The following is a 23964-nucleotide window of genomic DNA, read 5'->3' as shown; positions in this document are numbered from 1 at the left end:
ACCAGCTCTTCGCTACCCCCGAATCCGCACACGCTCGCCTTCCTCCATCATCGATTGCTCGCTCGCCTTCTAGATCGTCACTTTGTACACGTCCGAGTCGTCCTCGATCAGACCGAACTGGCTGATCTTCGGATGCGTCGCCTCCCACTACACCTTCACCGTGCCCTCGATACACACCTCGGCGCGATCTACCTCTTCGACCGCTGTGATCGGAATCACCGTCCCAGCCGCCTGCTCTAGCTCCTCGAACACGCCGACGACCCCACTCAGGACATCCGATCCATCGACGACGCGCTCGGCCAACCGCCGACTGATCGCCGCTCTCGACCAGCCATCGAGTTTCGCTTCTAACCGTCCTACCTGCTCGTTCACCATCCCCAGTTGCTCTCTGCGCAACCGCGCTCTTGGGTCATCCACGTCGGGATCACACCGCGGATCCACGCTCGGTGCCCGTCTCTCAAAGTTACGTCGTCCCGCCCTATTCCCGCCTTCTGCAACACGTTGCGTCCGCGCCTCCCGATCCGAGTCGGATCTTCGATCCTACCGATCTCTCGTCTACTTGACCTCCCGGTATCTCGCTTCTCGCTTTTTTTGAGCCACTACCGTCTGTCCGAACAACCGTCCGTCAATCTCCTGATCATCTGCGTAATCTACTTTCGCCTGAATGTCCTGCTTGACGCTCGCTCGCAGCTCCGGGTGTCTCTCGCCGTCGACCCAGTCTACGTCTTGTTCACATTCAGGCTGGCTCCCTACTGTAGGTCGCGTCAGTGTCGACGTCGTCGTACATCCGTCCGAGCATGTCGAGTGCCGACTCGAAGGTCGCGTAGTGCTCGTTTGCGAACGCAACGGTCTCCTCGAGTGAGAGAACGGGCCGTCCATCGACCAGCTCGGCCTCGACCTGCGACCGTCGCTCGAGGACGACCTGTATCGCACCATTGAGGTCTTCAGCGGGCTGGCGCTCCTCCGCAGTCGGGATTCCGAATCGATCGAAGAACTCCATCCAAGCGTCGAGGTCGGACTCGTTGACGGCGATAAACAGCGGGTAATCCTCCGGGTCGCGAGCGACCTGGTAGCCACCGCGGGTCCAGACGTAGACTGCATCGATGGATGTGAATGCATAGTCCATGCCAGCGAACTGGGGGAGAACATACGCCTCCGAGATCGATGGGGGTGAGGTGTCTGCTGCCGCCATTAGGAATTCGAGACCGACATCTCGGAGCGTTTGATCGACGAGCGTGAGACCATCGTCGTACGCGACGTACCCCGCCTCTTCAAGCCGGTTCACGACGCGACGAATCGTCTCACGGTTCTCGTCGACCTTCCGCGCGACATCAGATATGGAATCCTCTGGGTCGAGCGCAAGGATGATCTTGAATTCCTTCTCACCGCATATTTCGTACATCCTATGATTACACAATTCTGTGCAACCCCCAAAAGAATTACTCTTCCTATCGGTCCACTGGCTGAATCCGGCGAGCGTCTGCAACGAGATCGCAAATGTACCCCCGAAGCGTCTCCATGTCCTCGCGGGCGTTTTCAAACTATGTAGCGAGGCGGATTCCCCGGCCACCGTGCCCGGGGTTGACGCGTCTTACCCGTCGCTTGGGCTACGATTTTGTCCTGATCGCGAATGCGTTTGAGGGCATCCAGATATATCGGCCCGAACACACCGGGTCGGTCGTCGTCGCTCTGTTATGGGCTGGTGGCTGGCTTCGTCGTCGGCCAGGGCTGCTTGGGCAACAGCAACGTGGTTTTCCACCCGGAGAGGTCATCCCGCCCCTCTATCTCGTCGGCGTCGAGTTTCTGGGCGACCTTCTCGGGCGACACCACGTCATACTGATCTCGCAATGACGGATCTCGGAGACGAACAAACAGAACGGATCGCGTCGACTACCGGCCCGGGAAGTCGATCTCACTCCAGCCAGTCAGCGCCAACGAGACTCGCCCATCGTACCAGCTCTTCGCCGCCCCCGAAGCCGCACACGCTCGCCTTCCTCCATCACCGGTTGCTCGCTCGCCTTCCAGACCGTCACTTTACACACGCCCGAGTCGTCCTCGATCAGGCCGACCTGGCTGATCTTTGGATGTGTCGCTTTCCACAACACCTTCACCGTGCCCTCCACACACACCTCGCCTCGGTCGACCTCCTCGACCGCCGCGATCGGGATTATCGTCCCGGCCGCCTGCTCTAACTCCTCGAATACGCCGACGACTGCACTCAGAACATCCGATCCATCGACGACGCGCTCGGCCAACCGCCGACTGATCGCCGCTCTCGACCAGCCATCAAGTTTCGCTTCCAACCGTTTCGATTGTTCGTTCACCAGCCCCAACTGCTCCCTGCTCAATCGCGCTCTCGGATCGGCCACATCCGGATCACACCGCGGATCCACGCTCGCTGCTCGCCGCTCGAACTCGCGTCGTCGCTCCGCACACCCATCTTCGACGACACGCCGCGTCCGCGCCTCCCGATCCGAATCGGCGCGCCGATCCCACCGATCTCTCGTTCTGTTGATTTCCACCTCTCTCGCTTCCCGCTTTTCCTGTGCAACCAACGTCTGTCCGAACAACCGCCCCTCGATCTCCCGGTCATCCGCGTAGTCAACTTTCGCCTGAATGTCCTGCTCGACGCTCGCTCGCTGTTCAGGACCTTCTTCGACGTCGCCTCGTCCCCACTCCGTCTCGTGTTCGTTCGTCTGTTCATCAACCGAACCTTCTTTTCCGATAGTGCGTTTAGTACTCATTGGAGTCTCAAGCTCCGAAGGCGCCCACACAGCGTCTTTTTCCAACACTACAACTCACCAGTCGTAGCTCTCGACGACGACATCACACCATCACTGCGCGCTGCTCGCGCCTTCACGAGCGCCCTCTGGGCGCGAGCAGCGCGCGTTCTGCGGCGACTCAACCAGCACCGCGCGCTGTCGTGCCCGCCGCGAGCGTCCAGTTTTAAGCCGGTTTCCGCGCCGAACCTGTGAGGGGCGAAAGCGCGCTTAATACTGGCGTCGAAACCAGATGCCCGGCAGGAACCGCTCCGCATGGAGCGGCATGCCCGCCCGGACTGGTCGGTCGCGAGCGAGGCGAGGCGTGACCGAAGGGAACGCCTCGCAGCGAACGGCTCTGCCGTGAGCGATACGGCGGGCAGCTGCGACAGCGAGCGGGGCGTGCTACTCACTCGTCAGCCGAACAACTGGTGATCGGTCGAGAAGACGTACTTTGACCGGGGCCACGCAATCATCACATGAGAGCAGGGACACCCACCCGTCGTTTCCGCTGTTCTCACGAGTGAGCTGCCGCCACAGACACCCTGACGAGATCGATTTGTACAATCGGGAAATATCGGGAGACTCCCGTAGCAGACAATCCGTCGTGAATGTTCTCGAAGAGGTGCAGTAGCTCGCGAGTATTACTGTTTGGGCTGAATTATACAGATTCGAGGAGAATACCTGCGGCTTTAGCCGCAGGATGAATCCGACAACACGGAGTCAATCGACGCTACAAGAGCCACTGTGAGATTTGGCGCGTAGCTTTAACTGACAGACAACCCTACACACAGGTAGGAATCGGTTGGGAATAGAGCGATTCCCACCAGCCCTACGATGGCGGCCTGTCCGCCCCAAGCAACCAAGCAATAATCGGAACCAGTCGATAACCGGCGAACCCTCACAGGATTCGACCGGAGTTGACTGCTGTACGGCCGACGAAAGTAACTCCGAGTCTGTCGAAGTCTGCCGGACTCCCCGAGGCAAAAACAACTCTGGGAGTCCATACACGACGGAAGATAGGAGTACCGGGGGCTTGGCACTCCCAGCAGTCCCACCCGCTACAGTCCGTGAGCATCCCCACGGATTCTTACCGTTTGGATGCTCGGTGGAACTGCAAACCTGAAATCTCCAACGCTCAGGATTCCTCCGCGTTCACGCGGAGGGGGATGTCAATCTGACCGCTATGTGTCAGTAACTGGTCTCTTAAGCCAGAGTGGACAACTAGCGACATTGATGAGAGCCAGAGAGGTCATCGATTTCGGTAGACGTGATCAAATGAGTGTGATATCATCATCCTCGCTATCAATGAGATCCCAGAGTGTGATGATAGTAACTTGCCCCTCGTAGCCTAACGACGACATTGCGGTTTCGATTGCCTCTCGGGCAAGCCGGTCGGCGGTGATCACAGTGATGTTATCCGCTCGTTCTGTATCGAGAAGGTATTCGACAGCAAGTCCAGCGAACACGGGATCGGCTTTTTCCACGTCGTGCTCATCTTTGCTCGACGATTTCGAGGCGATTGCTCGCCGGACGATATCTTGGGCTGTTGTCGCCTTGCTGTGTGAGACGGTCGGGGCCGCCACAACTTTCGCCCATCCTTCGTCTTGAGCGCGCTCCAGTGCTGGCTTGACTCCACCCTGTTCAATTTCGTCTTCAACGCGAGCAGGAACCAGAAGCGTCACGCCAGCACGCCGAACTGTTTGACGGAACCGATGATGCTTGGATATACCTGGATTTCCGACGCTAATGAAGACGTTTGCGTCGACTAATGTGACTGATTCGGGGGAGAGAGGAGATGAATTATCCATCGAGAATGAGAAGAATTACGACTCAGTATTCGGATGAGGCGCAGTCACGTCGAGTTCACTCTCGAATCCGATATCATCTGAAATTTCCGGGAAAATAACGTCGAAGTAGGGATCGTATTCGTGCCCAACTGCGAGCGCAGGCTTAAGCGCGAGGACAATACAGATCGCTTCCCCAGTTGGGATACCAAGTGGATCAGCGGCCATTCGCTGCGTGATCTGACCAGCATAGTGGAGTCCGGCCTGCCGGATAGCGGCAGCGAGTTTGCCAACGCCGTGTCGCTCAACAAAGTATGAGACATCTTCGTCGACTTCCTGTAGTGCAACGGCGTGGAGGATCGTCGGCGTCACAACAATACCGTCAGTGGTGATTCTGAACCGGATCTGCGGTCACTTCCACCGGTCGATCTCCCGCCAGCGTGACGATTCCGAGCGCCTCAAGCGTCTCTACGTGATCATAGACCGTGGTCTTCGGGATGTCCAGTGCCGCCTTGATCTCTGGTCGAGTGACCGACCCGTAATAGCAGGTATACACATAGACACGCGCCAGTTCTGGATGATCCAATAACCGGCCGACAGTTGCGAGCTGATTGATCCCGGTTTCAGAAATCATGTGGGGGTGTCTCCGTGACGGGGTGGGGAGTCATACTAGCTAGTACGAAATTCTTGAACTTTAAACTTCTCCCGGTAATAGTGAGACCTCGTTCCAGGTTGTGAACGACGCACTTGATGAACGAGTATCACCTGGTCACTTGCTTGCGATCCCGTCGACGATATCGGCTGGCGTGAACAGCGAGACGTCATCTCGCTCCGCAGCAGTCCGTTCGAGCCCATCGGAAAAGCCGGAGCGACAGAAACAGCAGTAGTGATGGGTGAGGTCACTGCCGCCAGGTGGCGTCCATTCGACCTGGGACGCACTGCGTTCGAGATCGGCGAGATCGCCTTCGTGCATTTCTCGGCTCGTATACTTGCATTCGCCCGCGACGATCGTTCCGTCGCTTGCAAGGCCGGCGACATCGAGTTCGTGGTGCTGGTGCCACCAGTACCCGATCCCGCGGTAGGTCTTCGGAACCAAGCCCGGAAGCGCGTTCTGACAGATCTGTTCGAACATCGGCCCCATGTAGTCGATGAACGACGGTGCAACGACCTCATCGTACGCATCACTACCAAGCTGTACAAGCTCTCCCGTCCGCCCGTAGACATACCGAAACCAGAAGCGAAACAGCGGCTCTTGCAATCGATATCGGCTCTTCCGTGTTGCGTTCGGGTTCGCCGTGATGGGGATATCACGCTCGATCAGCCTGAGTCGGCGTAGTTTCGAGAGATACGAACCGAGCGTGTTTGAATCGACACCGGCGAAGGTTGCGATCTCGTTCGCTTTGCGTTTCCCGGTGGCGATTGCCCGCAGGATCGTGTAGTACGTCTGGGGCTCGCGAATCCCGAACTCGGTCCGCAAGAGGAACTCCGGTTCGTTGTGCAACACACCGTGCTCTGAGAGGAGTAACGACTGGATATTTTCCGGGAGTGTTCGGTCCGATGACAGCGCCCGGAGGTAGTACGGTGTGCCTCCGAACACCCCCAGGCCTGTATCGCGGCGTCGGGCTCCTCGACGGGATACAGTTCGCGGGCATGGTCCAGTCCGAGCGGAGGCAGGTCGATCGTCGCCGTTCGGCGGCCATACAGGGGACTACCACCGCCAAGGACGTTCTCCTCCATCACGGAGATTGACGACCCGACGAGGACGAGAGTCATCTCCGTCTCTTCGAGATGGAGATCCCACACTCGCTGGACCTTCGACGGTAGTGCATCGTCAGATTCGATTAGATACGGGAACTCGTCGAGGACGACGATAGCGTCCTCACGACCGAGTGCTCGCAACAGCGCCTCCCAGTCGCGCTGGATGTCTTCGAGGAGGGGAACGCTTCGCTGGCAGTGTCCACGAAGTTTGCTAACTGTGCGTCGGCTGTCTCTTCGGTTGCTTGCCAGTATACTGCATCGTCCCGGCCCTCGACCGCGTTCCGGACGAGCGCACTCTTGCCGAGTCGTCGACGGCCATAGATGACGATCAACTCCGCTGTATCGCTCTCGAACTGTGACTGAAGCGTTTCGAGTTCGTTGCGACGATTCACGAACGCTGCGTTGCTCATACCCACGCTACGCCCCACGTGAAGATAATGCTATGGATCATCTAAATCGCGATTTTACTAATTGCGATTTTACTATTTGTGATACTGATCAATAGAACCGATATCGAGGTACCCAGACAGCGACACAGAGTACACTCAACTCTTGTTAGATCCCGAAATACATCAGCTATCATACGTCTCAGTTACACATAACTGCAATTTATTATCCTCTCTTTCTACCGCTATCTACACACTCATCCAGCCACCGCGACCCGAGATAGCGCTCACGACACATGCCCACTCCTACTTCACCACCCCGTTCTGATGCCCCGCTCTCGAACTCCGCCCCTTCGTCGACGAATGCCGACGCGGATGAGTTACCCGTTCCCGCCGAGGACGTCCGCGAGTATATTCAGGTCACGCCGACTGATGCATCGCTTCGCGCTGACTCGGCGGCGACCTACTTCAAGCGACTGCACGGACTCACGACGCCAGACGATGCAGCAAGTGGCCTTTCCCGGCTACTCTCGCTCGGTTCGACGACGGAGGCTCCGCCAACGATCGAGTGTCTACTCCACAGTGATCACTCACGTGAGCAGCCACTCACGTACTGGTTCGGCGTCGACGACCCGGCGGCGACGCCAGCGCTCGAACGCATCCTCCGTGGCGTCTTTCCCGATAGCTACGAGTTCGAGCGGCGCGCGATCCAGCCAGGGTATCTCGAATCGATCATCAGAGCCACAGCGGGGACAGACCACGCCACGACCGACCGCACTATCCATGCGGTCGAGTACGAAGGCACCCCGACGCGACCGCGTGATTGGCAGACCCAGCTGACACTGTTCGAGTCGTTCCAGGATGACGAGGAGAGTCGCGTCCCGCTCGCCTCCGTCGTCGAGACGATGAGTGCCCACCAGGGGCCGATCGTCTATCAGGTGCTTTTACAGCCCAAACCGGACTGGACCGCCGACGCCGAGGAGCGACGCATGGCGATCGAACTCCACAGCGATACGCTGGGCGAGCGCCTCGCGAATACGGTCTTCGGTGCGCCAGACCCGACCGAAGAGCCGACGCTTACACCCACGAACGAGACGCGACTCGCCGAACTCGAGGCAAAGGACGCGCGCCACTCGTTCGTTCTTACCGCTCGACTCGTCGGCAGCGTCGCCGCCGAGACTACCACCGAGGAGGTGGGTGCGGCCACCTTCCGCGAACTCGAAGGTGCGTTCACCCAGCTCGATCGGACCACCTACGAGATCGACGGCGAGCGGACGAGCGAAGCGGCCGCAGAGCGGGTTCTCGATGATCTGCTTGCACGGACTGTTTATGTCCCGGAGACGGAAGGGCTCTCGAATCGCCTCCCGTGGCGTTCCGCTCCACCGCGCGGTATCGTCGCGGACGTCCACGAGGCGCCGAGTTTCTGTCTCGTCGGTGGGAGGGCGCTTACGACGGCTGGCGAACGCGCGCTCTCGACGACGCCCGGCGAACGGGCACCCGTTCCCCGACCGCCGACAGGGCAACTCGACCGGTATCACGACGATGGCCTGCTGCTGGGGAACCCGCTCACGCAGGACGGTTCCGCCGATCCGACTCCGCTGTCGCTTCCCCCTGCGTTACAGCCCATGCACGTCGGCTGGTTCGGGAAGACTGGCTCCGGGAAGTCGACATCGCTGCTCAACGGGATCCTGGGAAATCATGCGGCCACCGAAGGGGCAGACATCCTGATCGACCCGAAAGGCGACGGGATGGCGATCGAGTACCTGCAGGCACACTACGCGAGGTATGGCTCGCTGGAGAACGTGCTCTACTTCGACTGCGCGAAGGTGCTGCCCGCGTTCTCGTTTTTCGATATTCGCGACGACCTGGCTGCTGGCGTCCCGCGCGAGACAGCCGTCGAGGACACGATCGATCACTACATCGAGATCCTCACCCAGATCATGGGCAAGGATCGCTTCGAGCAGGCCGTTCGCTCGCCAGACATCATCAGATACCTGCTGAAGGCGCGGTTCGATCCCGTCCACGGCTCCGATGCGTTCACGCACCGCGCGTTCCACTACGAGGTCCAGAGTATGCACGAACGCCAGTCGAGCCCGCCCGTCTCGGATACGGACCTCGAACGGATGCTCGGGGGATCGTCGCAAACCGGCCCAAGACGTTCGACAACCTGATGAGTGGGGTTGCAAACCGGATCGAGAAGATCCCGGTCGACCGTCGCCTGGCCAAGATCTTCAACAACATCCCACAGGAGGGCGATGCACACTTCGATCTCGCCGAGCATCTCGACGACGACACGGTGATCATCCTCGATACTGGTGGCCTCAGATCCGAAGCCAAGCGCGTCCTCACGCTGTTGATCCTCTCGAATCTCTGGAGTGCGCTCAAGCGCCGCAGCCAGCGTGCAGGGGGCGACGAAGCGGGCGAAGATGGCGAGGGGCCGTCCGCAAGCGAAACAGCTGATACGCCACTGGTGAACCTCTACGTCGAAGAGGCTGCAAGCGTCGCCGTCTCTGATCTGCTCAAAGAGTTGCTCTCCCAGTCACGGAGCTTTGGCTGTTCGGTCACACTGGCGATGCAGTTCCCCGGCCAGCTCAAGCAGTACGACGACGTCTACGACGAAGTGCTGAACAACGTCTCGACGCTCGTCACGGGGAACGTCCCCGTTGATCGCCGCCTCGCCGAACGGCTGGCGACCGACGCGATGGATCCACAGGACGTGGGCAATCGGCTTCGCGCACTGAAACGCGGCGAGTGGTTCGTGAGCCTCCCCGCCCCCTTCGACGAACCGGAGCCGCGGCCGTTCCTCCTCCAGTCGGCAACGCCACCCGCTGGCCATCCGGATGGCCCACGCCCGCTGACAGCCAGTGAACGAGCGGCCTTCGAGACGCAGACCGAGGCCGTTACGGACCGAACGCTGGAGCGCTGTGGGATCTCGCTCGACTCGCCAAGCATCGCCGACGACGAGGACGAAGACGAGGAGACGGACGAGGAAGGCGTGGCCGTCGCACGCGTCGACACCGCTCTGCTGACGACGAAACGGATGCCCGAGACCGTCGAATACGACGAGTCGATTCACGCAGTGCGGTGTACAGCCTGTGACAATCGGTATGATCCACACATCGACGGCATGAAGCGAGCCATCTCGTGTTGTGCCTCACTCGACGAGACTGATCGCGACGACGTGCCGGTCTGCGAACTCAACCTCAAGGTCACACCTGAAGAACGTCAGGACTCGGAGTTCACCGACATCCAGCTCATGTTCCTCCAGGCGGTGTACAACGCCCAGCAACTCCGATATGACCCACTGGCCTACGACATCCTCTCTGACTCGATGCTCCGCCTGCAGGAGTACGCGGGTATCGACGCTGACGCCGTCGACGAGCTCATCGATTCCGACCTACTGCGCCACGATACCGACCACCCACATCGGCTGTACACGGTGACGCCTGACGGTCGCTCGGAGATAGGCGAGAGCTATCGGCTGGGCGTCGACTACGGACATGGACAGGGCGACCTGGAGGAATCGAGCCAGCACGTCCTCGCAGTCGAGGTCTCCCGACGCTATCTCTGTCAAGAGTATCTCGAGGATCCCGACTCACCCGTCGTCGAAGTGCTGCCGTACTACGACCTCGAAGAGGTGACTCTGCCCGCGTCGATCTACATGGGTGGTGATCAGGCGGCCGCCGAAGACGCGGCCTCTGCCTTCGACAAGCGTCGTCTGGACGTCGCCGCGCTCGACGAGGACGGGAGAGTCGTGGTTGCCGTGGAAGTCGAGCGGATCAACAACGACGTCCAGCGTGCAGTTCCCGACGACTTCGATAAGATCGCCGACTGTGGCGTCGACGAGGCGATCTGGGTCGTCATGAAACAGCGCGACGGCCACAAGGTCCTCTCGGCGCTGAACGACCCGATCGAAGGAGAGCCACGCGTCGAGAAGACCTACGCCAAGACGACGCCACCCCAGCAGTTCCGGATCGATACGCCAGGGCTGACTGCGGTGTATCCCGTGGAGTGGCTGCGGGAGAATCATCTGGAGGAGTGACTCTCGACTCCCGTCGTGGGCATCCGTCTTGGTCAGGGACTATTCGTCAGTGTGTGGAGTGAGCAGTTTGTCGAGCGCGGGTAGATCGATTAGTACCCACTCGTCGTCGAGATCCTGCTCCAGTTCGTCGACGAAGCCGCTCTTCGAGAACAGGACAAACCGTTCGTCCCGGTCTGGTGATCCCCACTGAACGCGGTCGGCCTTCGACCGGAGCTGGTTGACCAGAGTGTGTCCGACAGGCTCTGTGGTCCACTTGCACTCTCCCAGTAGGATCCGATCGTCGCTAGGTGCAAGTCCGACGATGTCGATTTCGTCTTCTCCGTACCACCACCGACCGATATCGGAATACGCATCGAGGTCGCCTCGACGTATTGCTTCCCAGATCGCTTCCTGACAGACCGACTCGAACGTGGTCGCGACGTGGGTCGGAAAGTCCGGCTCGATCGTTCCCTCGAAGACGAGTGCTGGTGCCTCCTCGATACTCGATCGGTTCGGCTCGACGTATCGGAACCAAAACCTGAGGAACTCGTCATTGAGACGATACCGTGAGCGCTTGGACTTCTGTTGTGCTGCCGTCACCGGGACATCACGGGTGATCAACCGAAGACGGCGCAGTGTCTGTAGATACTTCGAGAGGGGCCCGACATCGATTCCCGTCGCCCCCGAGATTTCGTTCGGTGTTGTATGACCAAGCGCGATCGCCTCGAGAATGCTCATATATCGAGCTGGGCTCCGCAGCTCGGTCCGTAACAGGAACTCGGGCTCGGTGTACAGGACGGCCGTTGGCGACAATACGTTCTGACGGACATTCTCAGCGAGAGAACGCTCGTAGTCGAACAGCGTGAGATACATCGGAGTTCCCCCAGTGACCGCGTACGATCTGATCGCATCTTCGATCCCGTACGTGATGATCTCACGCGCCTGAGTGAACGAGAACGGCTCTAGATCGATCTGTCCCGTTCGTCGACCGTACAGTGGGCTTTTGTGGCCGAGCACCTCCGACTCCATCGCACTCACGCTTGAGCCACACAGAACGAGCATCGACTCGCTGTGCTGTAACTGTTCGTCAACGAACGCCTGCATGTATGATGGGAGCGACTCGTTTTCGTCGGTAAGATATGGGAACTCGTCAATAACGACCACCAGCTCCCGGTCGGCGATCTTGTCGCCAAGATAGGCTAGCGCCTCGTCCCAGCCGTCGATACGTGGGACACGATCGTCGAAGTAGGCCGCCACCTGCTCAACGAACTTCTCCCGCTGTCGATGTTCAGCCTCTTCTGAGGCGAGAAAATAAATGTGCTCTCGGTCGGCGCAGAACTGCTTGAGTAGTTCCGTCTTCCCAACGCGGCGACGGCCATAAACGACGAAACACTCGTGCCCGGGAGAGTCCATTGCCGCATCGAGCGCGTCGAGTTCTGCCGTCCGGTCGAAAAAGGTCATACTCTAAATAATGATTATCGTGATAATGACTTAGATGTTCCGACGACCACAGACACCAATCGTTGCGGAGGGTCTCCGTTTTCCGGACGCTCTACCGGTTCTCTGGGACTCGGACGATTCGACATCGGATTCGAGGATACGTCTACGGCAAACAGCATTATCGACGGCCCACCAGTGGGCCTATTCAATTCGAAGACATTTCTGGTGTCAAACAGGGGTTTCGACGCCTCACTAGCGGCCCGATCCCGTTCATAATCGCTCCTCAGCACCGCTACTACTCTTGCACGGACTCTGGAAATCGAAGTATGAACCGGGGCCATGTCTGAGCGGAGGGGAATCGACGTCGTCGACGCGACGAGGTCGAGACGAGAGTCGGGAAAAACGGGTCAACCAACGGCGTTGAAACAGTATGCGAGGGTCGGTATCGACGACAGGATAGGTCGGGATAGCGGAGACGTTACACTTGAAGACGGGGTGTCGGCCCGCTGAAAGCGGCGTCCATCCCGCTTGCAGGTACGTACGCGAAGACGTCGACGCGCACACGAACCGGAGGATCAGCAGGAACTCACCCCGTCCGTTCGACGTCCTACAGGAGTTCGTTCAGGGGTCCCAACCAGTGAGTGCTGGCCGTCAGACAGCAGGGCTTTTGCGACCTCGATCGCTGAATCTTCATAATCGGATCATACTGGGGGAAGAGCGCTTCTACAGCAGCTATGGGAATTCGTGGGAGCCGTCGTGTGCTGGTTGGAAAACGCAGTGACAGTATACTGTATGGCGTGTAGGACGGTTCTCTACCGAGTATGCTGCAGATGAGCGGTTTCGTGACGAGTGACCCTGGTCTGGCGTCGACGGCTAACAACCCCAAACCGCTAGACGGGAGCCGATTATGAAACTCGAAGTGGGGCAGAAACAGGCCGTCGTCGACGACCGGCCAGACAATGGACCAGCGTGTTCGGTCTCCTCTGGGTGTCTTGCTCTGGTTCCCCGACCTGAACGTCATTCTCGGTCTCGTTCCTAGTTCTGTACATGGTAGTTCGTCTAGACGTCCTACCGGACCAGACGAACGAGTATGGATCGACGATCGACCACACAGGCGATTCGGCCATCCTCCTCACCCCCCACCGTTTCATCTGTTCGAGGAACGAATCCCGGAATGAGTCCAGCTCGCTCGTGGGGAGCCAGTCTCACCCCCACTGTTTCATCAGTTCTTGCGTTTCCTGCTGTCGGTTGTACGATTTTCTTCTTTCTCAAGAAACTCATGAAGAAGGGGTCTTCGACCGTCTCCGGCTGGCGGCTGAGCATCGATTAGCTGGGGACGTTCGAGAGGCTCAGGCGCTCAAAATTAAGTTCCTCGACGGCAGCCACGAGATCGTCGTGCTCGACGATGGTCTTTAGGACCAGTGTCTGCGGGTTATGACACGACAACAGCGGAAGCCCACGACTTCAGTCGTAAGAGGACGTCACATATATCCAAGCGGTTGGGATTACAGCCTCCACCTTGGGGAAGTGGGTGGACTTACACTCCTCCGGTACGATAATGCTCACGAACAAACCAAAGGGCACGAGCGACATACGGAGAATCATGTCGAACGCATCGATGTTCCCGGAATGCTTGCGCTGTACGACTGATTCAAGCGGGAAGCAGACGAAATGACACCAGTCTCGTGGAATTGGCCCGAGTAAGACATCATACAGAGGCAGCGCGGAAACCCACGGCTTTAGCCGTGGGAGGAAGCGCGTCACTTGTGAATCCAACTACGCATCCAGACACGGCTGACTCCCCAACGAAAAACATAGTCTTTAAATAATAAAACCACAATATTTGAACCGTGACGGTCGTCAGAAACCTCGAAATCAAGCTCGACGTTGCCGACGAGGACTACCCAGTTCTCGATGAGACGTTCGAGCAATTCCGTCAAGCCGCGCAACACGCCGCGGACTACGGCTGGTCTGACGACCCGACCCAAATAATCGACAGCAAGTCGAAACTCCACGACGCCACCTACCAAGACGTACGTGAAAAGACAGACCTCACCGCAAACCACGTCCAAGCCGCTCGCAGCCTCGCGGCAAACGCGCTCGGTAACTGCAAAGACCGTATCCTCGAAGACGGTGAGAAAGCCAGTAAATCAGAGTTCCGCGGTAGTGTAGTCGTCTACGACGGTCGCACAATAACGTACAACGACGACCACTGCACGCTGTCTACCGTGGATAGTCGTGTCTCGGCTGAATACACCATTCCCGAGGATACTCGCGGCACGCCGTTCGAAGAATACTGGGAGAACCCAGAGTGGGAACGCGGTGAGGCCACGCTACACAAGCGTGACAGCACGTACTATCTGCACGTGTCGATAAAAAAGGAACGCGAGGATGACGAGGCATCTACTTTTGAGTACGGAGCGGTACTCGGCGTAGACCTCAACGTTGACGGTTACCTTGCTGTCACCTCGACTGGTGCGTTCCTCGGCAACGCAGACTACCTCAATCACAAGCGTGCGGAGTACGAACGGCGTCGTGGAAAACTCCAACAGACAGGCACTCGGAGCGCCCACTTGACACTGAAAGCCATCGGGAATCGCTTCTCGAATTGGGGCGAGGATTACTTGCATCGCGTCGCACTCACACTGGTTCTCGAAGCCCGCCGACACGATTGTGACGCGATAGCGTTCGAGAACTTGAAACATATTCGAGCGCGTATCTCGAATGCAAGTAAGTTCCAGCAGTGGGCGTTCAACAAACTCCAATCTCTTGTTGAGTACAAGGCCGAAGAGTACGGTATTGTCGTTGATGACGTGAAGCCACAGTACACGTCCCAGCGATGTAGTCACTCGGAGTGCGGGTTCACGCACGAGGAGAACCGTGACGGTGACGAGTTTAAGTGCCTGAACTGTGGAAAGGAGCTTCACGCGGATTATAACGCTGCTCGGAACATCGGGTGGCGGCTTGTCCAGCACTGGCTCAAGTCTGGGGCTGGACGGGCGGACTGTCAGGTCGCCCTGAAGTCAGGGACAGTGAACGCGAACGGCGAGTTTTCGCCTACCACATCTCGTGGTCAGAGCGGGAGTCCACTGACAAGCCCACGACTTTAGTCGTGGGTACCTGACCAGGAGAGAAATCATGCCAACGCTCAAAGTCACCGTCGGCGAACGCACTCGTCTCGATCAGCAAACGCGCCAGCGTATCAAAGCAGCGCAAGAAGACGAAGCACTAGATAACGCACAGCCGGTACTCAATTTCGGGTCGTATGCCGAATTAAGCCGCTTGTTGAGCCAGAAGAACCTCGAGTTGTTAGAAGCTCTCGCTGAACACGATCCGGACAGTATTCGCGAAGCAGCAGATCTGGTCGATCGCGACTACAAACAGGTCCATCAAAACCTCACCGAGCTCGAAGATATCGGCGTCATCGACTTCGCGGGCGGTGGCTCAGGACGGGCAAAGAAACCGCAACTGGCCTATGACGGCCTCGAAATCGATCTTCCACTTACTGATTCTGAACAGCTCACCTGAGGCAGCTGCGCCCTGATTAACCGCTCATACTTCATAATCGCCAGCCCCAAACCAGAACCTCGCGGTCAGAGATGCCGTCGATCGGACGCTTCTACTCGGGGTCATGACGGGTGAGGTTGCGAGCGTGATCCCGGTGACGGCCATCATGAAAAGAGTGTGCGCGTCGAAGACCCCAAACGAAGAGAACGACTGTCTGGTCTTCGACAGCAGGAAGAGCAATACAAACGAGATTGGCGGGAAAGACGACTAGTGAGCCGAGGAGTATCCTCCAGCTTTGTAGAGGTACTGAAAAAGCGCATCACGGAGTGGGTGTAAATCACGTCGTCAACTGCTATGCCCTGACGTCGATGGAGTGAGAGAGTACGTTTCGTGTGCTTTGTGGATTTGTTGCGGATCCCCCACCCCCCACTGTTTCATCTGTTCTTTAGGAATAGTCGCTCCCGAGCGTCACACCGAGTGGGTGTTGGAAACTGCACGCTGAAGCGGTAACGGAGTCGACTTCGTGTGCTTCTATATGCTTCGACGTCGACGGAGTGAGAGAGTACGTTTCGTGTGCTTTGTGGATTTGTTGCGGATCCCCCACCCCCCACTGTTTCATCTGTTCTTTAGGAATAGTCGCTCCCGAGCGTCACACCGAGTGGGCGTTGGAGACTGCACGCTGAAGCGGTTACGGAGTGGATTTCGTGTGCTTCCGGATGCCTCGACGTCGACGGAGTGAGAGAGTACATTTCGTGTGCTTTTCCCAAGATGGCAGGGAGGGTATGAATTGAGAGAGTGAATTTCGTGTGCTCACTCGCCAACACAGAGAGAGTACGTTTCGTGTGCTTTGTGGATTTATTACAGACCACCCACCCCCCACTGTTTCATCGGTTCTTTGGGAATGGTTGCTCCCGAGAATCACACCGAGTGGGTGTTGGAGACTACACGCTGAAGCGGTTACGGAGTGTATTTCGTGTGCTTTCGTATGCTTCGACGTCGATGGAGTGAGAGAGTACATTTCGTGTGCTTTTCCCAAGAAGACAGGCCCGGTTTGAGAGAGGATACGTGAATTTCGTGTGTGATCTTATCAGACATAGTGTGAGTACATTTCGTGTGCTTTCAGTAGAACTGCGATACATATCTACCAGACACGTTGATGATAATCTGCAGAAAATAAGATACGAAATAGCAAACGAAGCTAACAAAGTAAGGTTTTAAATACTATTGAGCAACCAGTTGATAGTGAATGAGCAATCCGTTCGGCGACATGGTTGATACGATTTTTGCGGACAAGGAGATGCTCACCGAGAGCTACCAGCCGGAGACAATTCTCGAGCGAGACGAAGAGATCGAGGAATACCGCTACGCGCTGCAGGACGTCCTGTTCGACCGCGAACCCGAGAACGTCATGCTTTATGGCAAAGCCGGCCTCGGGAAGACAGCGGTGACGAAGTACATACTCGACGCACTCCAGGACGAAGTCGAGACACGCGAGGAGGCCGACGACTTGCACGTCCACGACCTCAACTGCAACGGCAAGACCGTCTTCATGGTCGTTCGCCAGCTCGTGAACACGCTCTTGCCCGAGGGTGCAAGCGACTTTCCGAAGCGTGGCCTCGGGACCGGCGATGCCTTTGAAGAGCTCTACAGCCAACTCGATCGAATCGGCGGGACGCATCTAATGGTCTTCGACGAAATCGACCATCTCGACGACGCCGATACCCTCCTCTATGAACTCCCGCGAGCACGCTCGAACAAACACATCGTCGACGCCCAGGTAGGCATCATCGGGATCAGCAACAACTACACCTTCCGCACCACGCTCTCGCCCAAAGTGAAGGACACGCTGATGGAGACCGAAATCTCGTTCAGTCCGTACAACGCCGTCGAGCTTCGTGCGATTCTACAGGATCGGGCGGAGCAAGCGTTTGCCGAGGACGCCTGTGATCAATCAGCGATCGGTCGGGCTGCAGCGCTGGCCGCACAGGATATGGGGAATGCACGTCAGGCCATTGACCTCCTTCGCGTTGGCGGGGAGGTCGCCCTCCGTGAGGAGGCTGACTGCGTCACCGACGACCACATCGGGCGGGCTCGCGAACGCGTCCAGCGCGGCCGACTAAAAAATCGCATCCGCGACCAGACGATCCACGGACAGTACATCCTGGAGACGATCGCATACCTCGAAGAGAAGGGGAAAACGCCCGCTCGCTCGAAGGAGATCTACGACGTCTACCAGGACGTCGCCGCGGCGTGTGGTGCCGATCCGTTGACGACGCTCAAGAGCATTCAGGACCATCTCTCGGATCTCCACATGCTCGGGTTCCTCCAGCGCTTCGAGCGGAATCAGGGACTCAGTGGCGGGCAGTACTACGAGTACGAACTCGATCTCGACCCGGAGATCGTCATCGAGACGCGCAAGACGATCGAGGAGACTGGCGATCTGTAATACACTACTGCTCGACGATAAGCACACGAAACGTACTCTCTCCCTGTTTGGTGTTCGGACTTTGTCTCCAGTATTGGTACCGTCTCATGGTGAGAAAGCACACGAAATGTACTCTCTCACTCTCCCCATGAGCCACTTGTTCGAGAAGGAAAGCACACGAAATGTACTCTCTACAGTTGCTTCGAGTTTGTCACAGTCCTCAACGGTGCCGACACACGGACATCCGACTTAGCTGTAATTGAGGGCGCTAAGCCCCTTCCTCAGCGAGCGGCGAAGCCGCGAGCAGGGAGGGATACAGCGCCCGCACGAGTTACTTGCCCTTTCCCCGCCACGCTTACTACCCCTGCGGTCGAACGAGGTAGTAAGATGCTCACCACGCTTCTGGCGTTGTTCAAACGCGACAAAAAGCGTGCAACGTCGGTTGTGGCCGAGTGTCGATTCGGTAGGAGTGGGACACTCCGAACCGCCCCTGAAGGGAAATCGTCTGCGGAGTCTGGAATCCCTGTGCCCACGTTGGGTATAAATTCCGACACAGAAACAGGAAGCCCTGCCCTCAACAAGCGAGGGGCGAGTAGCCCCGAGCGCGGTAGGGCAGGGTAGTTCACTACGTTTGCGGTGGCCGCTCAAGAATCTCGAAAATTTCCGTTGCGCGGTATTCTTTGTTGCGCTGTTTCCCTGTCACTTCCTCTGAACTCCCTCAGTTTCAAGATCAGCAATAGCACGGTATGCTGTTGAACGCTCTATATCGAGCATCGTCGCGACTGTTTTCGTGGTCACGTACGGCTGCTCGAAGAGTTTGCACGCCAAGCGATGCTTCGCGTACTGGACACCACCGTACTCCTCCTCGTAGCGACGCCGAAGTTCGTCCAGTGCCAGCGTGCGGTCAACGGACTCTGCAGCTTGCTGGGCCACTCCTTTGACGAAAAACGACACCCAGTCTTCCCAGTCGCCGCGAGACCGGAGCGCTTCCATTCGGTCGACGTACGTGGCTTTGTTCCGGTTAAAGTACTCACTGAGGTAGAGGTTCGGGCGCTCAATGAGATCGGCATCGTAGAGCTGGAGTGTGATGAGGAGGCGACCGAGGCGTCCATTCCCATCGCCATATGGGTGGATCGTTTCAAACTGGTAGTGAAATAGCGCGATGTCCACGAGCGTATGATAGCTCCCCCAGTTCGGTAGTACGTGAGAAGGGCATCCATCAGCCCCTCGACGTCACCCGGAACTGGTGGGAGGAAGTCGCCGAGATGGTTTGGAACTGTCTTGTATGCACCAATCGTGTCCGTCTCAATGCGGTCGTCTGGAACGCCCGTGAGCAGCGTCTCGTGGAGGTCATGGAAAAGCGCAACGGAGATCTCCCCACCGCTATCGAGTGCTTCAATGCCCTCCTCGATGGCCTGTTCGTAATTCAGGACTTCTTTGGTATCTTTTGTCGCTGCTTCACTTGTGGAGGATGCAATAGCGTCTGCAGCTGTAGACTCGTCGAAGCTGCGTGTTTCGAGACTGTAGAGCGCGTTATAGTCGATATCTGCTCCTTCGATTTCGGCCGATTCCATCGCTTCTTTTCGGAGGAGGGACGTATAGAGGACAGGAGGAAAGCCGATTTCTAGACTGATACCACTGAGTTTGCCGAGCCAGAACGTGGCCTCCGAAAGCAGGTCGTGAAAATCCGCATCGAACTGGAGATCACTCGAGGGTGGTAGAGGCTCTGGCCGGTAGTATGACTCTCTCCCGTAGGAGATGAGTTTTCCAGGCGCGGTATCTTCGATCTCTGGTCCTCTCATGCATGTACCGACACTATGTAGCGCCAGTAAATGAATCTAGTGAATTCAAATGCAAATACTGGGGTGAGTTAAGCCCAGTTATTGTATTTGAGATACTATACACAAACAAGGTCGGTATTTCCCTGACGTGTTCTCATCCACAGCGAATCAGACTATGCGATGTCGCAGATTCCTGGCGAGCTGTGGACTGTCAGTTGGGGTTGGCCTTGCAGGCTGTCTCGATCGGGTTCCCGGTATCGGCCTCGATACAGACTTCGAGCAGGTAGATCCAGAATATGGCATCGACGAACCACCGGCCGTCACCGTCGATGACGCCATTGTGATCACTCGCGGACCGATACTGCTCGGCTTACACCCACCCAATTCTAGATGAAAGAACACCGAGTGTTGGGACAATACACATTTTCGTGGGAATACTTTTACTTCATCCCCGCATAGAGGAGATTACAGTGAGCAAGACAGCGAAGGTAGACGATCGTGGTCGGATTGTCATTCCACAGGAGATCCGCGAAAAATACGGTGACAGATATCGAATCGTCGAACTCGACGATCGTGTTGAGTTAATTCCGCTAAACGATGACCCGATTGAGGGACTTCGAGAGGCCGTTGGCGGTGCCTTTGATGGGAAATCCATCGCGGAAATCAAACGGGAGGCACGCGATACTGCCCGGGAGGACGTGATTAAGGAAGTCACTGAGTCGGAGAAGCGATGATCTACGCTGACACGGATTTTTTCATCGCACTCGTGAAAGACGACGATTGGCTTCAGGAACGAGCAGGAGCGATCGCCACAGAGCACGAAGGGGACATCTACACGTCGCGGGCAACGCTCCTAGAGTTACTAATGATCTCAGATCGGTTCGAATTCGACCGAATGGAAGCACTCAGTTATGCGCTTGAGATCGCATCGGTGTCTTCAGACGAGACGGTTCTCTTCCAGGCAGCAGATTATATGGAGCAGTATGGCCTCACCGCTTTTGATGCATATCACATCGCGTATGCTGATCATGATCGCATAATATCCTCAGACCAATCCTTTGACGATGTTACTGAGAAGCGAATCTCGATCGAACAACCACCTGAGTGAGCAACTACTGACAAAGCAGAAAGCACACGAAATGTACTCTCTCACTCTCGCAGAATGCTCCCGATCGAGAACAAAAGCACATCAATTCCACGCAGATCACTGGGGGTCCTCGATCACACCTACACTGAGACGTCAGTCTTATTCAGGGCCACCTGTTGCAAGATGGATGACCCGGTCGCATCCCTCTCGATCACGGTAGCGACGATTCCCATACCACATACAGAACCAGCGCGAAAACCCACGGCGTTAGCCGTTGGAGGAAGCGCGTCACTGCTGAATCAAACCACACTCTACAGCACGAGTGACTCCCCCAGCACGAATCACGATTTTTACATCATTCCGACAACATTTGAAGAGTGATGGTCGTCAGAAATCTCGAAATTAACCTCGACGTCGACGAGGACGAGTATCTCGTTCTTGATGAGACGTCCGAGCAATTCCGTGAAGCCGCCCAACACGTCGACCGTCCGGATAGTCGTACCGAGATCTCTCAGGACGGGCGTCTCGCGGTATTGGTCGCCTTTTGCGTGCCAGACCCGCAGCACCGTTCTGGCGTCAGTGTTGACGACAGTCGGGGTTGCGGGCCGCGACGTCGATATACAGCCGCATCGGTTCGTCGTCGATCCGTGACGCGGTGTATCGGGGTACTCAGTCGTGTTTCCACTGGAAGCCGTGCCCGCATGACCGGTATCCGGAGACCTGCGAGGCAACGGACTACTCGAAGCTTCGTACCTGCCCGTCGTCGCGGTCGCCCCACGATGTCCGAAGCGGTCGGGTGACCGCTCATCGACTCGCCAATGAGGGCTAATCGCTGGTCTCCGGTCGGTTGGACGCGAGCGGGTGGTTTCTCGACAAGCAGTACGACCGGCGGACAGAGCGCACGAAGACGAATAACGAGACGACTTCTTGAGACTGTGAAATCACCACATGACGGGCTGATTGCAACGACGACGAGATACGGCGATACTGGGAGTGCTGGATGTGGTTGTCTCAAGAAGACCCCATAGTGGGTTAGCAACGTATCAAAAGTCGTGGTCAGACGTCACCTCGATCAGAAGCGTCTCCCGGCGTCCATACGTGCGGTGGTGTTCCGAAAGGCTGCCTGCGAATCACGGGCTGAGACGTTTGAATGGTGGAGTCGAGGCTGAGACGTTTGAATGGTGCGGTCGATACAGCCCTCTGGATGCACTCGCGTCAGTGCGAGTCGAAAATGGACTCGTGTGGGACGCTACGGCCTGTTCGAGTATGCAGTCGACGTCGAGAGTGCGATACAACTCACGTATCATGCTGATCCCATGGCTGTCCAGAACCGCAAAATCACGGAGATAATGGAGAATTGGACGCTGAAACCACTCACCACGATGTCTGTTTCCTGCTCTACTGTCTAGTGCCTATGTACACGCAACTCCCCTGCCGTCTCATGGTTTTCACGTTTCGGCGGTCTCACGACGTCGTTCGCACTCCACGACTATAGCCACGTTTTTCGCCTCCAATACGACGTTTTTCGGAGCCGCTCCCCGCGTATGGCTCCCCGAAGTCTCCACCAGAGCACACAGCAGTGGTGTACCACACCTCGTTCGACGTCCGCCCGTATATGGAACTCAAATCGATTCGGAGGCCAAAAGTTAAATTCAGATCATTATCACGAGCTGAGATTCGTACGCTGAGTTATTTGCCGGATCGACCAAACATTCAGACATGGCCAAGACAGGAGCGATCCGTTCCAGCGACGAGCACAGTCGTGCCGAGCGGACGATCCGGGCTGATATTCGGTTCGAGGTCCCCGACGCGGACTGCCCGATCGCCAGAGCCTCCGATCGGAACATCTCCACGCACATGATCCTCGAAAACCGGTGTTACGTGGTTTCCGAGGCCGACGGCGATGATGGTGCCGTGCAACAACACGAACAAGCGGTTAGTGGGTGCTGTCCGTGCACCGTCTTCTGTCGATACGGCTGTCTCCCCGAGTTCGAGTCGGCGAGCAACGGCCGCGTCACTGTGACGACGTATCTGACCGACCGTGAGACCGTACAGGACCTGATTCGTGACCTACAGGAGGTAAGCGAGTACGTTTCCTTACAGCGACTCGTCGACCTCGACGAAGAACGGTTCGCTGATCTGCGGTCCGTGGACGTCTCCCTGCTCAGTGATGCCCAGGAAGCGGCACTTAGTCGTGCGATCGACGCCGGCTATTACGACAACCCGCGCCGGATCGATTTCGATGCGCTTGCCGAGGAACTGGAGATAACAAAGCCGACCCTGTCGAAACGGCTGCGTATCGCCGAATCGAAACTGCTCGTCGACCTCGTCGAAGAGTAGGCGGCAGTGGTCCTGTGGAAACCCGATTCTTCAGATATAGTTGCGCCCGAAACAGCCAGTCGCTGAAAGGCACAACCTAATCAATCGCCGTCACTGCGGTATGCATCACCACCCCGCTTTCAGAATCCGTAAGACGTAGAGAATTTGTGTGGTGCGGTCCGCACGACAGCCAAGTCGGAATGGACCAATACGGAGCTTTTCGTGGGGTGCTCCCTGCAGTGGTTCGAGATGTTCGGGTGGATCTCGCCATTCGTCAGTAGTGATCTCGTCGAGTTTGCTAGCGATGCGATCACGTGCATGATTGTCGAGTCCGTCGAAATCCCGCCGTGCCGTGTCGGTGAGTTCCCAGTCCCACTCACTCATCGCTGTCACGTACGGTCCCGTCGAGGCCGTATTCGGCTTTCACATCGTCGCTACTGTGAGTGCGACCGTCACGAATCTCAGCTTCGCTGGTGAGCATCGCCTTCAGATCTGCGCGGTTAAATTCGGGATGTTTGAGTGCATCGCGGAGGACGGCTCGGATGAACTCACTGCGGCTGTTGAAGCCGTATTCTTTCCACGTCACGTCAACGTCCTCCAAAAAGGTCTCTGTCATCCGGACGTTCACCGTCGTTTTCTCAGGTGGAGATTCCGCTTCTGGCATATGCTGTGTTGAATTTGTGTATGAATAAGC

19 protein-coding genes and 6 pseudogenes are annotated in these 23964 nt (G+C 57.2%); 11 read left to right on the top strand and 14 right to left on the bottom strand.

Going from position 1 to position 23964, the window contains the following annotated elements; all coding sequences use genetic code 11:
* Positions 1-147: 147 nt before the first annotated feature.
* From ACFQH2_RS06460 to ACFQH2_RS06420, 9 genes and pseudogenes are all read right to left on the bottom strand, one after another.
* Positions 148-417: a hypothetical protein gene (locus tag ACFQH2_RS06460; RefSeq protein WP_377051996.1), complete on the bottom strand. Its 270-nt coding sequence runs from the start codon at positions 415-417 to the stop codon at positions 148-150.
* Between the two features lie 319 nt (positions 418-736).
* Positions 737-1402, bottom strand: coding sequence for a winged helix-turn-helix domain-containing protein (locus tag ACFQH2_RS06455; RefSeq protein WP_377051994.1), 666 nt, complete (start codon positions 1400-1402; stop codon positions 737-739).
* Between the two features lie 46 nt (positions 1403-1448).
* A pseudogene (locus ACFQH2_RS06450) lies at positions 1449-1668 on the bottom strand (hypothetical protein).
* Between the two features lie 24 nt (positions 1669-1692).
* Positions 1693-1848 carry a hypothetical protein gene (locus ACFQH2_RS06445; RefSeq protein ID WP_377051992.1) on the bottom strand — a complete coding sequence of 52 codons (156 nt, stop codon included), beginning with the start codon at positions 1846-1848 and terminating at the stop codon, positions 1693-1695.
* Positions 1849-1890: 42 nt separating this feature from the next.
* Positions 1891-2744: pseudogene (locus tag ACFQH2_RS06440) on the bottom strand (DNA-binding protein).
* A 1289-nt stretch (positions 2745-4033) separates the two neighbouring features.
* Positions 4034-4570 (bottom strand): hypothetical protein, encoded by a 537-nt coding sequence (locus tag ACFQH2_RS06435; RefSeq protein ID WP_377051988.1) that lies wholly within the window; start codon positions 4568-4570, stop codon positions 4034-4036.
* 15 nt (positions 4571-4585) lie between these two features.
* The gene (locus ACFQH2_RS06430; RefSeq protein WP_377076568.1) at positions 4586-4918 is read right to left on the bottom strand and encodes a DUF7437 domain-containing protein; all 333 of its coding nucleotides are present in this window, start codon (positions 4916-4918) and stop codon (positions 4586-4588) included.
* Between the two features lie 10 nt (positions 4919-4928).
* Positions 4929-5180 carry a helix-turn-helix domain-containing protein gene (locus tag ACFQH2_RS06425; RefSeq protein ID WP_377076567.1) on the bottom strand — a complete coding sequence of 84 codons (252 nt, stop codon included), beginning with the start codon at positions 5178-5180 and terminating at the stop codon, positions 4929-4931.
* 135 nt (positions 5181-5315) lie between these two features.
* A pseudogene (locus ACFQH2_RS06420) lies at positions 5316-6714 on the bottom strand (ATP-binding protein).
* A gap of 272 nt (positions 6715-6986) precedes the next feature.
* Between ACFQH2_RS06420 and ACFQH2_RS06415 the strand changes: the two are divergent.
* Both ACFQH2_RS06415 and ACFQH2_RS06410 read left to right on the top strand, forming a co-directional pair.
* Entirely contained in the window at positions 6987-8861 is a 1875-nt protein-coding gene (locus ACFQH2_RS06415) for a hypothetical protein (protein ID WP_377076566.1), read from the top strand.
* Positions 8861-10732: a hypothetical protein gene (locus ACFQH2_RS06410; protein WP_377076565.1), complete on the top strand. Its 1872-nt coding sequence runs from the start codon at positions 8861-8863 to the stop codon at positions 10730-10732. The genes ACFQH2_RS06415 and ACFQH2_RS06410 overlap by 1 nt, the downstream gene beginning before the upstream one ends.
* Positions 10733-10771: 39 nt before the next feature.
* Here the strand turns inward: ACFQH2_RS06410 and ACFQH2_RS06405 are convergent, their stop codons facing one another.
* On the bottom strand, positions 10772-12172 hold the full coding sequence (locus ACFQH2_RS06405; protein WP_377051980.1) for an ATP-binding protein: 1401 nt from the start codon (positions 12170-12172) through the stop codon (positions 10772-10774).
* Positions 12173-13198: 1026 nt separating this feature from the next.
* On the opposite strand from ACFQH2_RS06405, the gene ACFQH2_RS06400 reads away from it, so the two are divergent.
* The 6 genes and pseudogenes from ACFQH2_RS06400 (at position 13199) to ACFQH2_RS06375 (ending at position 18104) form a co-directional block, all read left to right on the top strand.
* The gene (locus ACFQH2_RS06400; RefSeq protein WP_377076564.1) at positions 13199-13567 is read left to right on the top strand and encodes a hypothetical protein; all 369 of its coding nucleotides are present in this window, start codon (positions 13199-13201) and stop codon (positions 13565-13567) included.
* A 72-nt stretch (positions 13568-13639) separates the two neighbouring features.
* A pseudogene (locus ACFQH2_RS06395) lies at positions 13640-13801 on the top strand (toxin-antitoxin system TumE family protein); the annotation flags it as partial.
* 200 nt (positions 13802-14001) lie between these two features.
* Positions 14002-15261 (top strand): RNA-guided endonuclease InsQ/TnpB family protein, encoded by a 1260-nt coding sequence (locus ACFQH2_RS06390; RefSeq protein ID WP_377051978.1) that lies wholly within the window; start codon positions 14002-14004, stop codon positions 15259-15261.
* A gap of 28 nt (positions 15262-15289) precedes the next feature.
* A pseudogene (locus ACFQH2_RS06385) lies at positions 15290-15695 on the top strand (transcriptional regulator).
* Between the two features lie 87 nt (positions 15696-15782).
* Positions 15783-15929 (top strand): hypothetical protein, encoded by a 147-nt coding sequence (locus tag ACFQH2_RS06380; protein ID WP_377076563.1) that lies wholly within the window; start codon positions 15783-15785, stop codon positions 15927-15929.
* Between the two features lie 975 nt (positions 15930-16904).
* Positions 16905-18104 carry an orc1/cdc6 family replication initiation protein gene (locus ACFQH2_RS06375; RefSeq protein WP_377051974.1) on the top strand — a complete coding sequence of 400 codons (1200 nt, stop codon included), beginning with the start codon at positions 16905-16907 and terminating at the stop codon, positions 18102-18104.
* Between the two features lie 604 nt (positions 18105-18708).
* On the opposite strand, the pseudogene ACFQH2_RS06370 reads toward ACFQH2_RS06375, so the two are convergent.
* Positions 18709-19885: pseudogene (locus tag ACFQH2_RS06370) on the bottom strand (Fic family protein).
* 449 nt (positions 19886-20334) lie between these two features.
* Between ACFQH2_RS06370 and ACFQH2_RS06365 the strand changes: the two are divergent.
* Both ACFQH2_RS06365 and ACFQH2_RS06360 read left to right on the top strand, forming a co-directional pair.
* A complete protein-coding gene (locus ACFQH2_RS06365) occupies positions 20335-20598 on the top strand; it encodes an AbrB/MazE/SpoVT family DNA-binding domain-containing protein (protein WP_377051970.1) in 264 nt (87 codons plus the stop codon).
* Complete coding sequence (locus ACFQH2_RS06360) at positions 20595-20972, top strand: type II toxin-antitoxin system VapC family toxin (protein ID WP_377051968.1); 378 nt, start codon at positions 20595-20597, stop codon at positions 20970-20972. The genes ACFQH2_RS06365 and ACFQH2_RS06360 overlap by 4 nt, the downstream gene beginning before the upstream one ends.
* A gap of 329 nt (positions 20973-21301) precedes the next feature.
* Here the strand turns inward: ACFQH2_RS06360 and ACFQH2_RS06355 are convergent, their stop codons facing one another.
* Positions 21302-21517 (bottom strand): hypothetical protein, encoded by a 216-nt coding sequence (locus ACFQH2_RS06355; protein ID WP_377051966.1) that lies wholly within the window; start codon positions 21515-21517, stop codon positions 21302-21304.
* Between the two features lie 1153 nt (positions 21518-22670).
* On the opposite strand from ACFQH2_RS06355, the gene ACFQH2_RS06350 reads away from it, so the two are divergent.
* Positions 22671-23291 (top strand): helix-turn-helix domain-containing protein, encoded by a 621-nt coding sequence (locus ACFQH2_RS06350; RefSeq protein WP_377051964.1) that lies wholly within the window; start codon positions 22671-22673, stop codon positions 23289-23291.
* A 105-nt stretch (positions 23292-23396) separates the two neighbouring features.
* Here the strand turns inward: ACFQH2_RS06350 and ACFQH2_RS06345 are convergent, their stop codons facing one another.
* Complete coding sequence (locus ACFQH2_RS06345) at positions 23397-23654, bottom strand: type II toxin-antitoxin system RelE family toxin (protein ID WP_377076973.1); 258 nt, start codon at positions 23652-23654, stop codon at positions 23397-23399.
* A complete protein-coding gene (locus tag ACFQH2_RS06340; RefSeq protein WP_377051960.1) occupies positions 23647-23934 on the bottom strand; it encodes a ribbon-helix-helix domain-containing protein in 288 nt (95 codons plus the stop codon). Before ACFQH2_RS06340 ends, ACFQH2_RS06345 begins: the two co-directional genes overlap by 8 nt.
* Positions 23935-23964: the final 30 nt, after the last annotated feature.

The sequence above is a fragment of the Natronoarchaeum sp. GCM10025703 genome (assembly GCF_042661985.1).
GTDB lineage: Archaea > Halobacteriota > Halobacteria > Halobacteriales > Natronoarchaeaceae > Natranaeroarchaeum.
This window is presented reverse-complemented; position numbering and strand designations above follow the sequence as displayed.

Coding starts and splice junctions, on each gene's coding strand:
- ACFQH2_RS06410 (WP_377076565.1), top strand. CDS start 8,861: ATGAGTGGGGTTGCAAACCGGATCGAGAAGATCCCGGTCGACCGTCGC.
- ACFQH2_RS06455 (WP_377051994.1), bottom strand. CDS start 1,402: ATGTACGAAATATGCGGTGAGAAGGAATTCAAGATCATCCTTGCGCTC.
- ACFQH2_RS06375 (WP_377051974.1), top strand. CDS start 16,905: ATGAGCAATCCGTTCGGCGACATGGTTGATACGATTTTTGCGGACAAG.
- ACFQH2_RS06350 (WP_377051964.1), top strand. CDS start 22,671: ATGGCCAAGACAGGAGCGATCCGTTCCAGCGACGAGCACAGTCGTGCC.
- ACFQH2_RS06345 (WP_377076973.1), bottom strand. CDS start 23,654: ATGAGTGAGTGGGACTGGGAACTCACCGACACGGCACGGCGGGATTTC.
- ACFQH2_RS06340 (WP_377051960.1), bottom strand. CDS start 23,934: ATGCCAGAAGCGGAATCTCCACCTGAGAAAACGACGGTGAACGTCCGG.
- ACFQH2_RS06415 (WP_377076566.1), top strand. CDS start 6,987: ATGCCCACTCCTACTTCACCACCCCGTTCTGATGCCCCGCTCTCGAAC.
- ACFQH2_RS06360 (WP_377051968.1), top strand. CDS start 20,595: ATGATCTACGCTGACACGGATTTTTTCATCGCACTCGTGAAAGACGAC.
- ACFQH2_RS06425 (WP_377076567.1), bottom strand. CDS start 5,180: ATGATTTCTGAAACCGGGATCAATCAGCTCGCAACTGTCGGCCGGTTA.
- ACFQH2_RS06435 (WP_377051988.1), bottom strand. CDS start 4,570: ATGGATAATTCATCTCCTCTCTCCCCCGAATCAGTCACATTAGTCGAC.
- ACFQH2_RS06400 (WP_377076564.1), top strand. CDS start 13,199: ATGGTAGTTCGTCTAGACGTCCTACCGGACCAGACGAACGAGTATGGA.
- ACFQH2_RS06380 (WP_377076563.1), top strand. CDS start 15,783: ATGACGGGTGAGGTTGCGAGCGTGATCCCGGTGACGGCCATCATGAAA.
- ACFQH2_RS06405 (WP_377051980.1), bottom strand. CDS start 12,172: ATGACCTTTTTCGACCGGACGGCAGAACTCGACGCGCTCGATGCGGCA.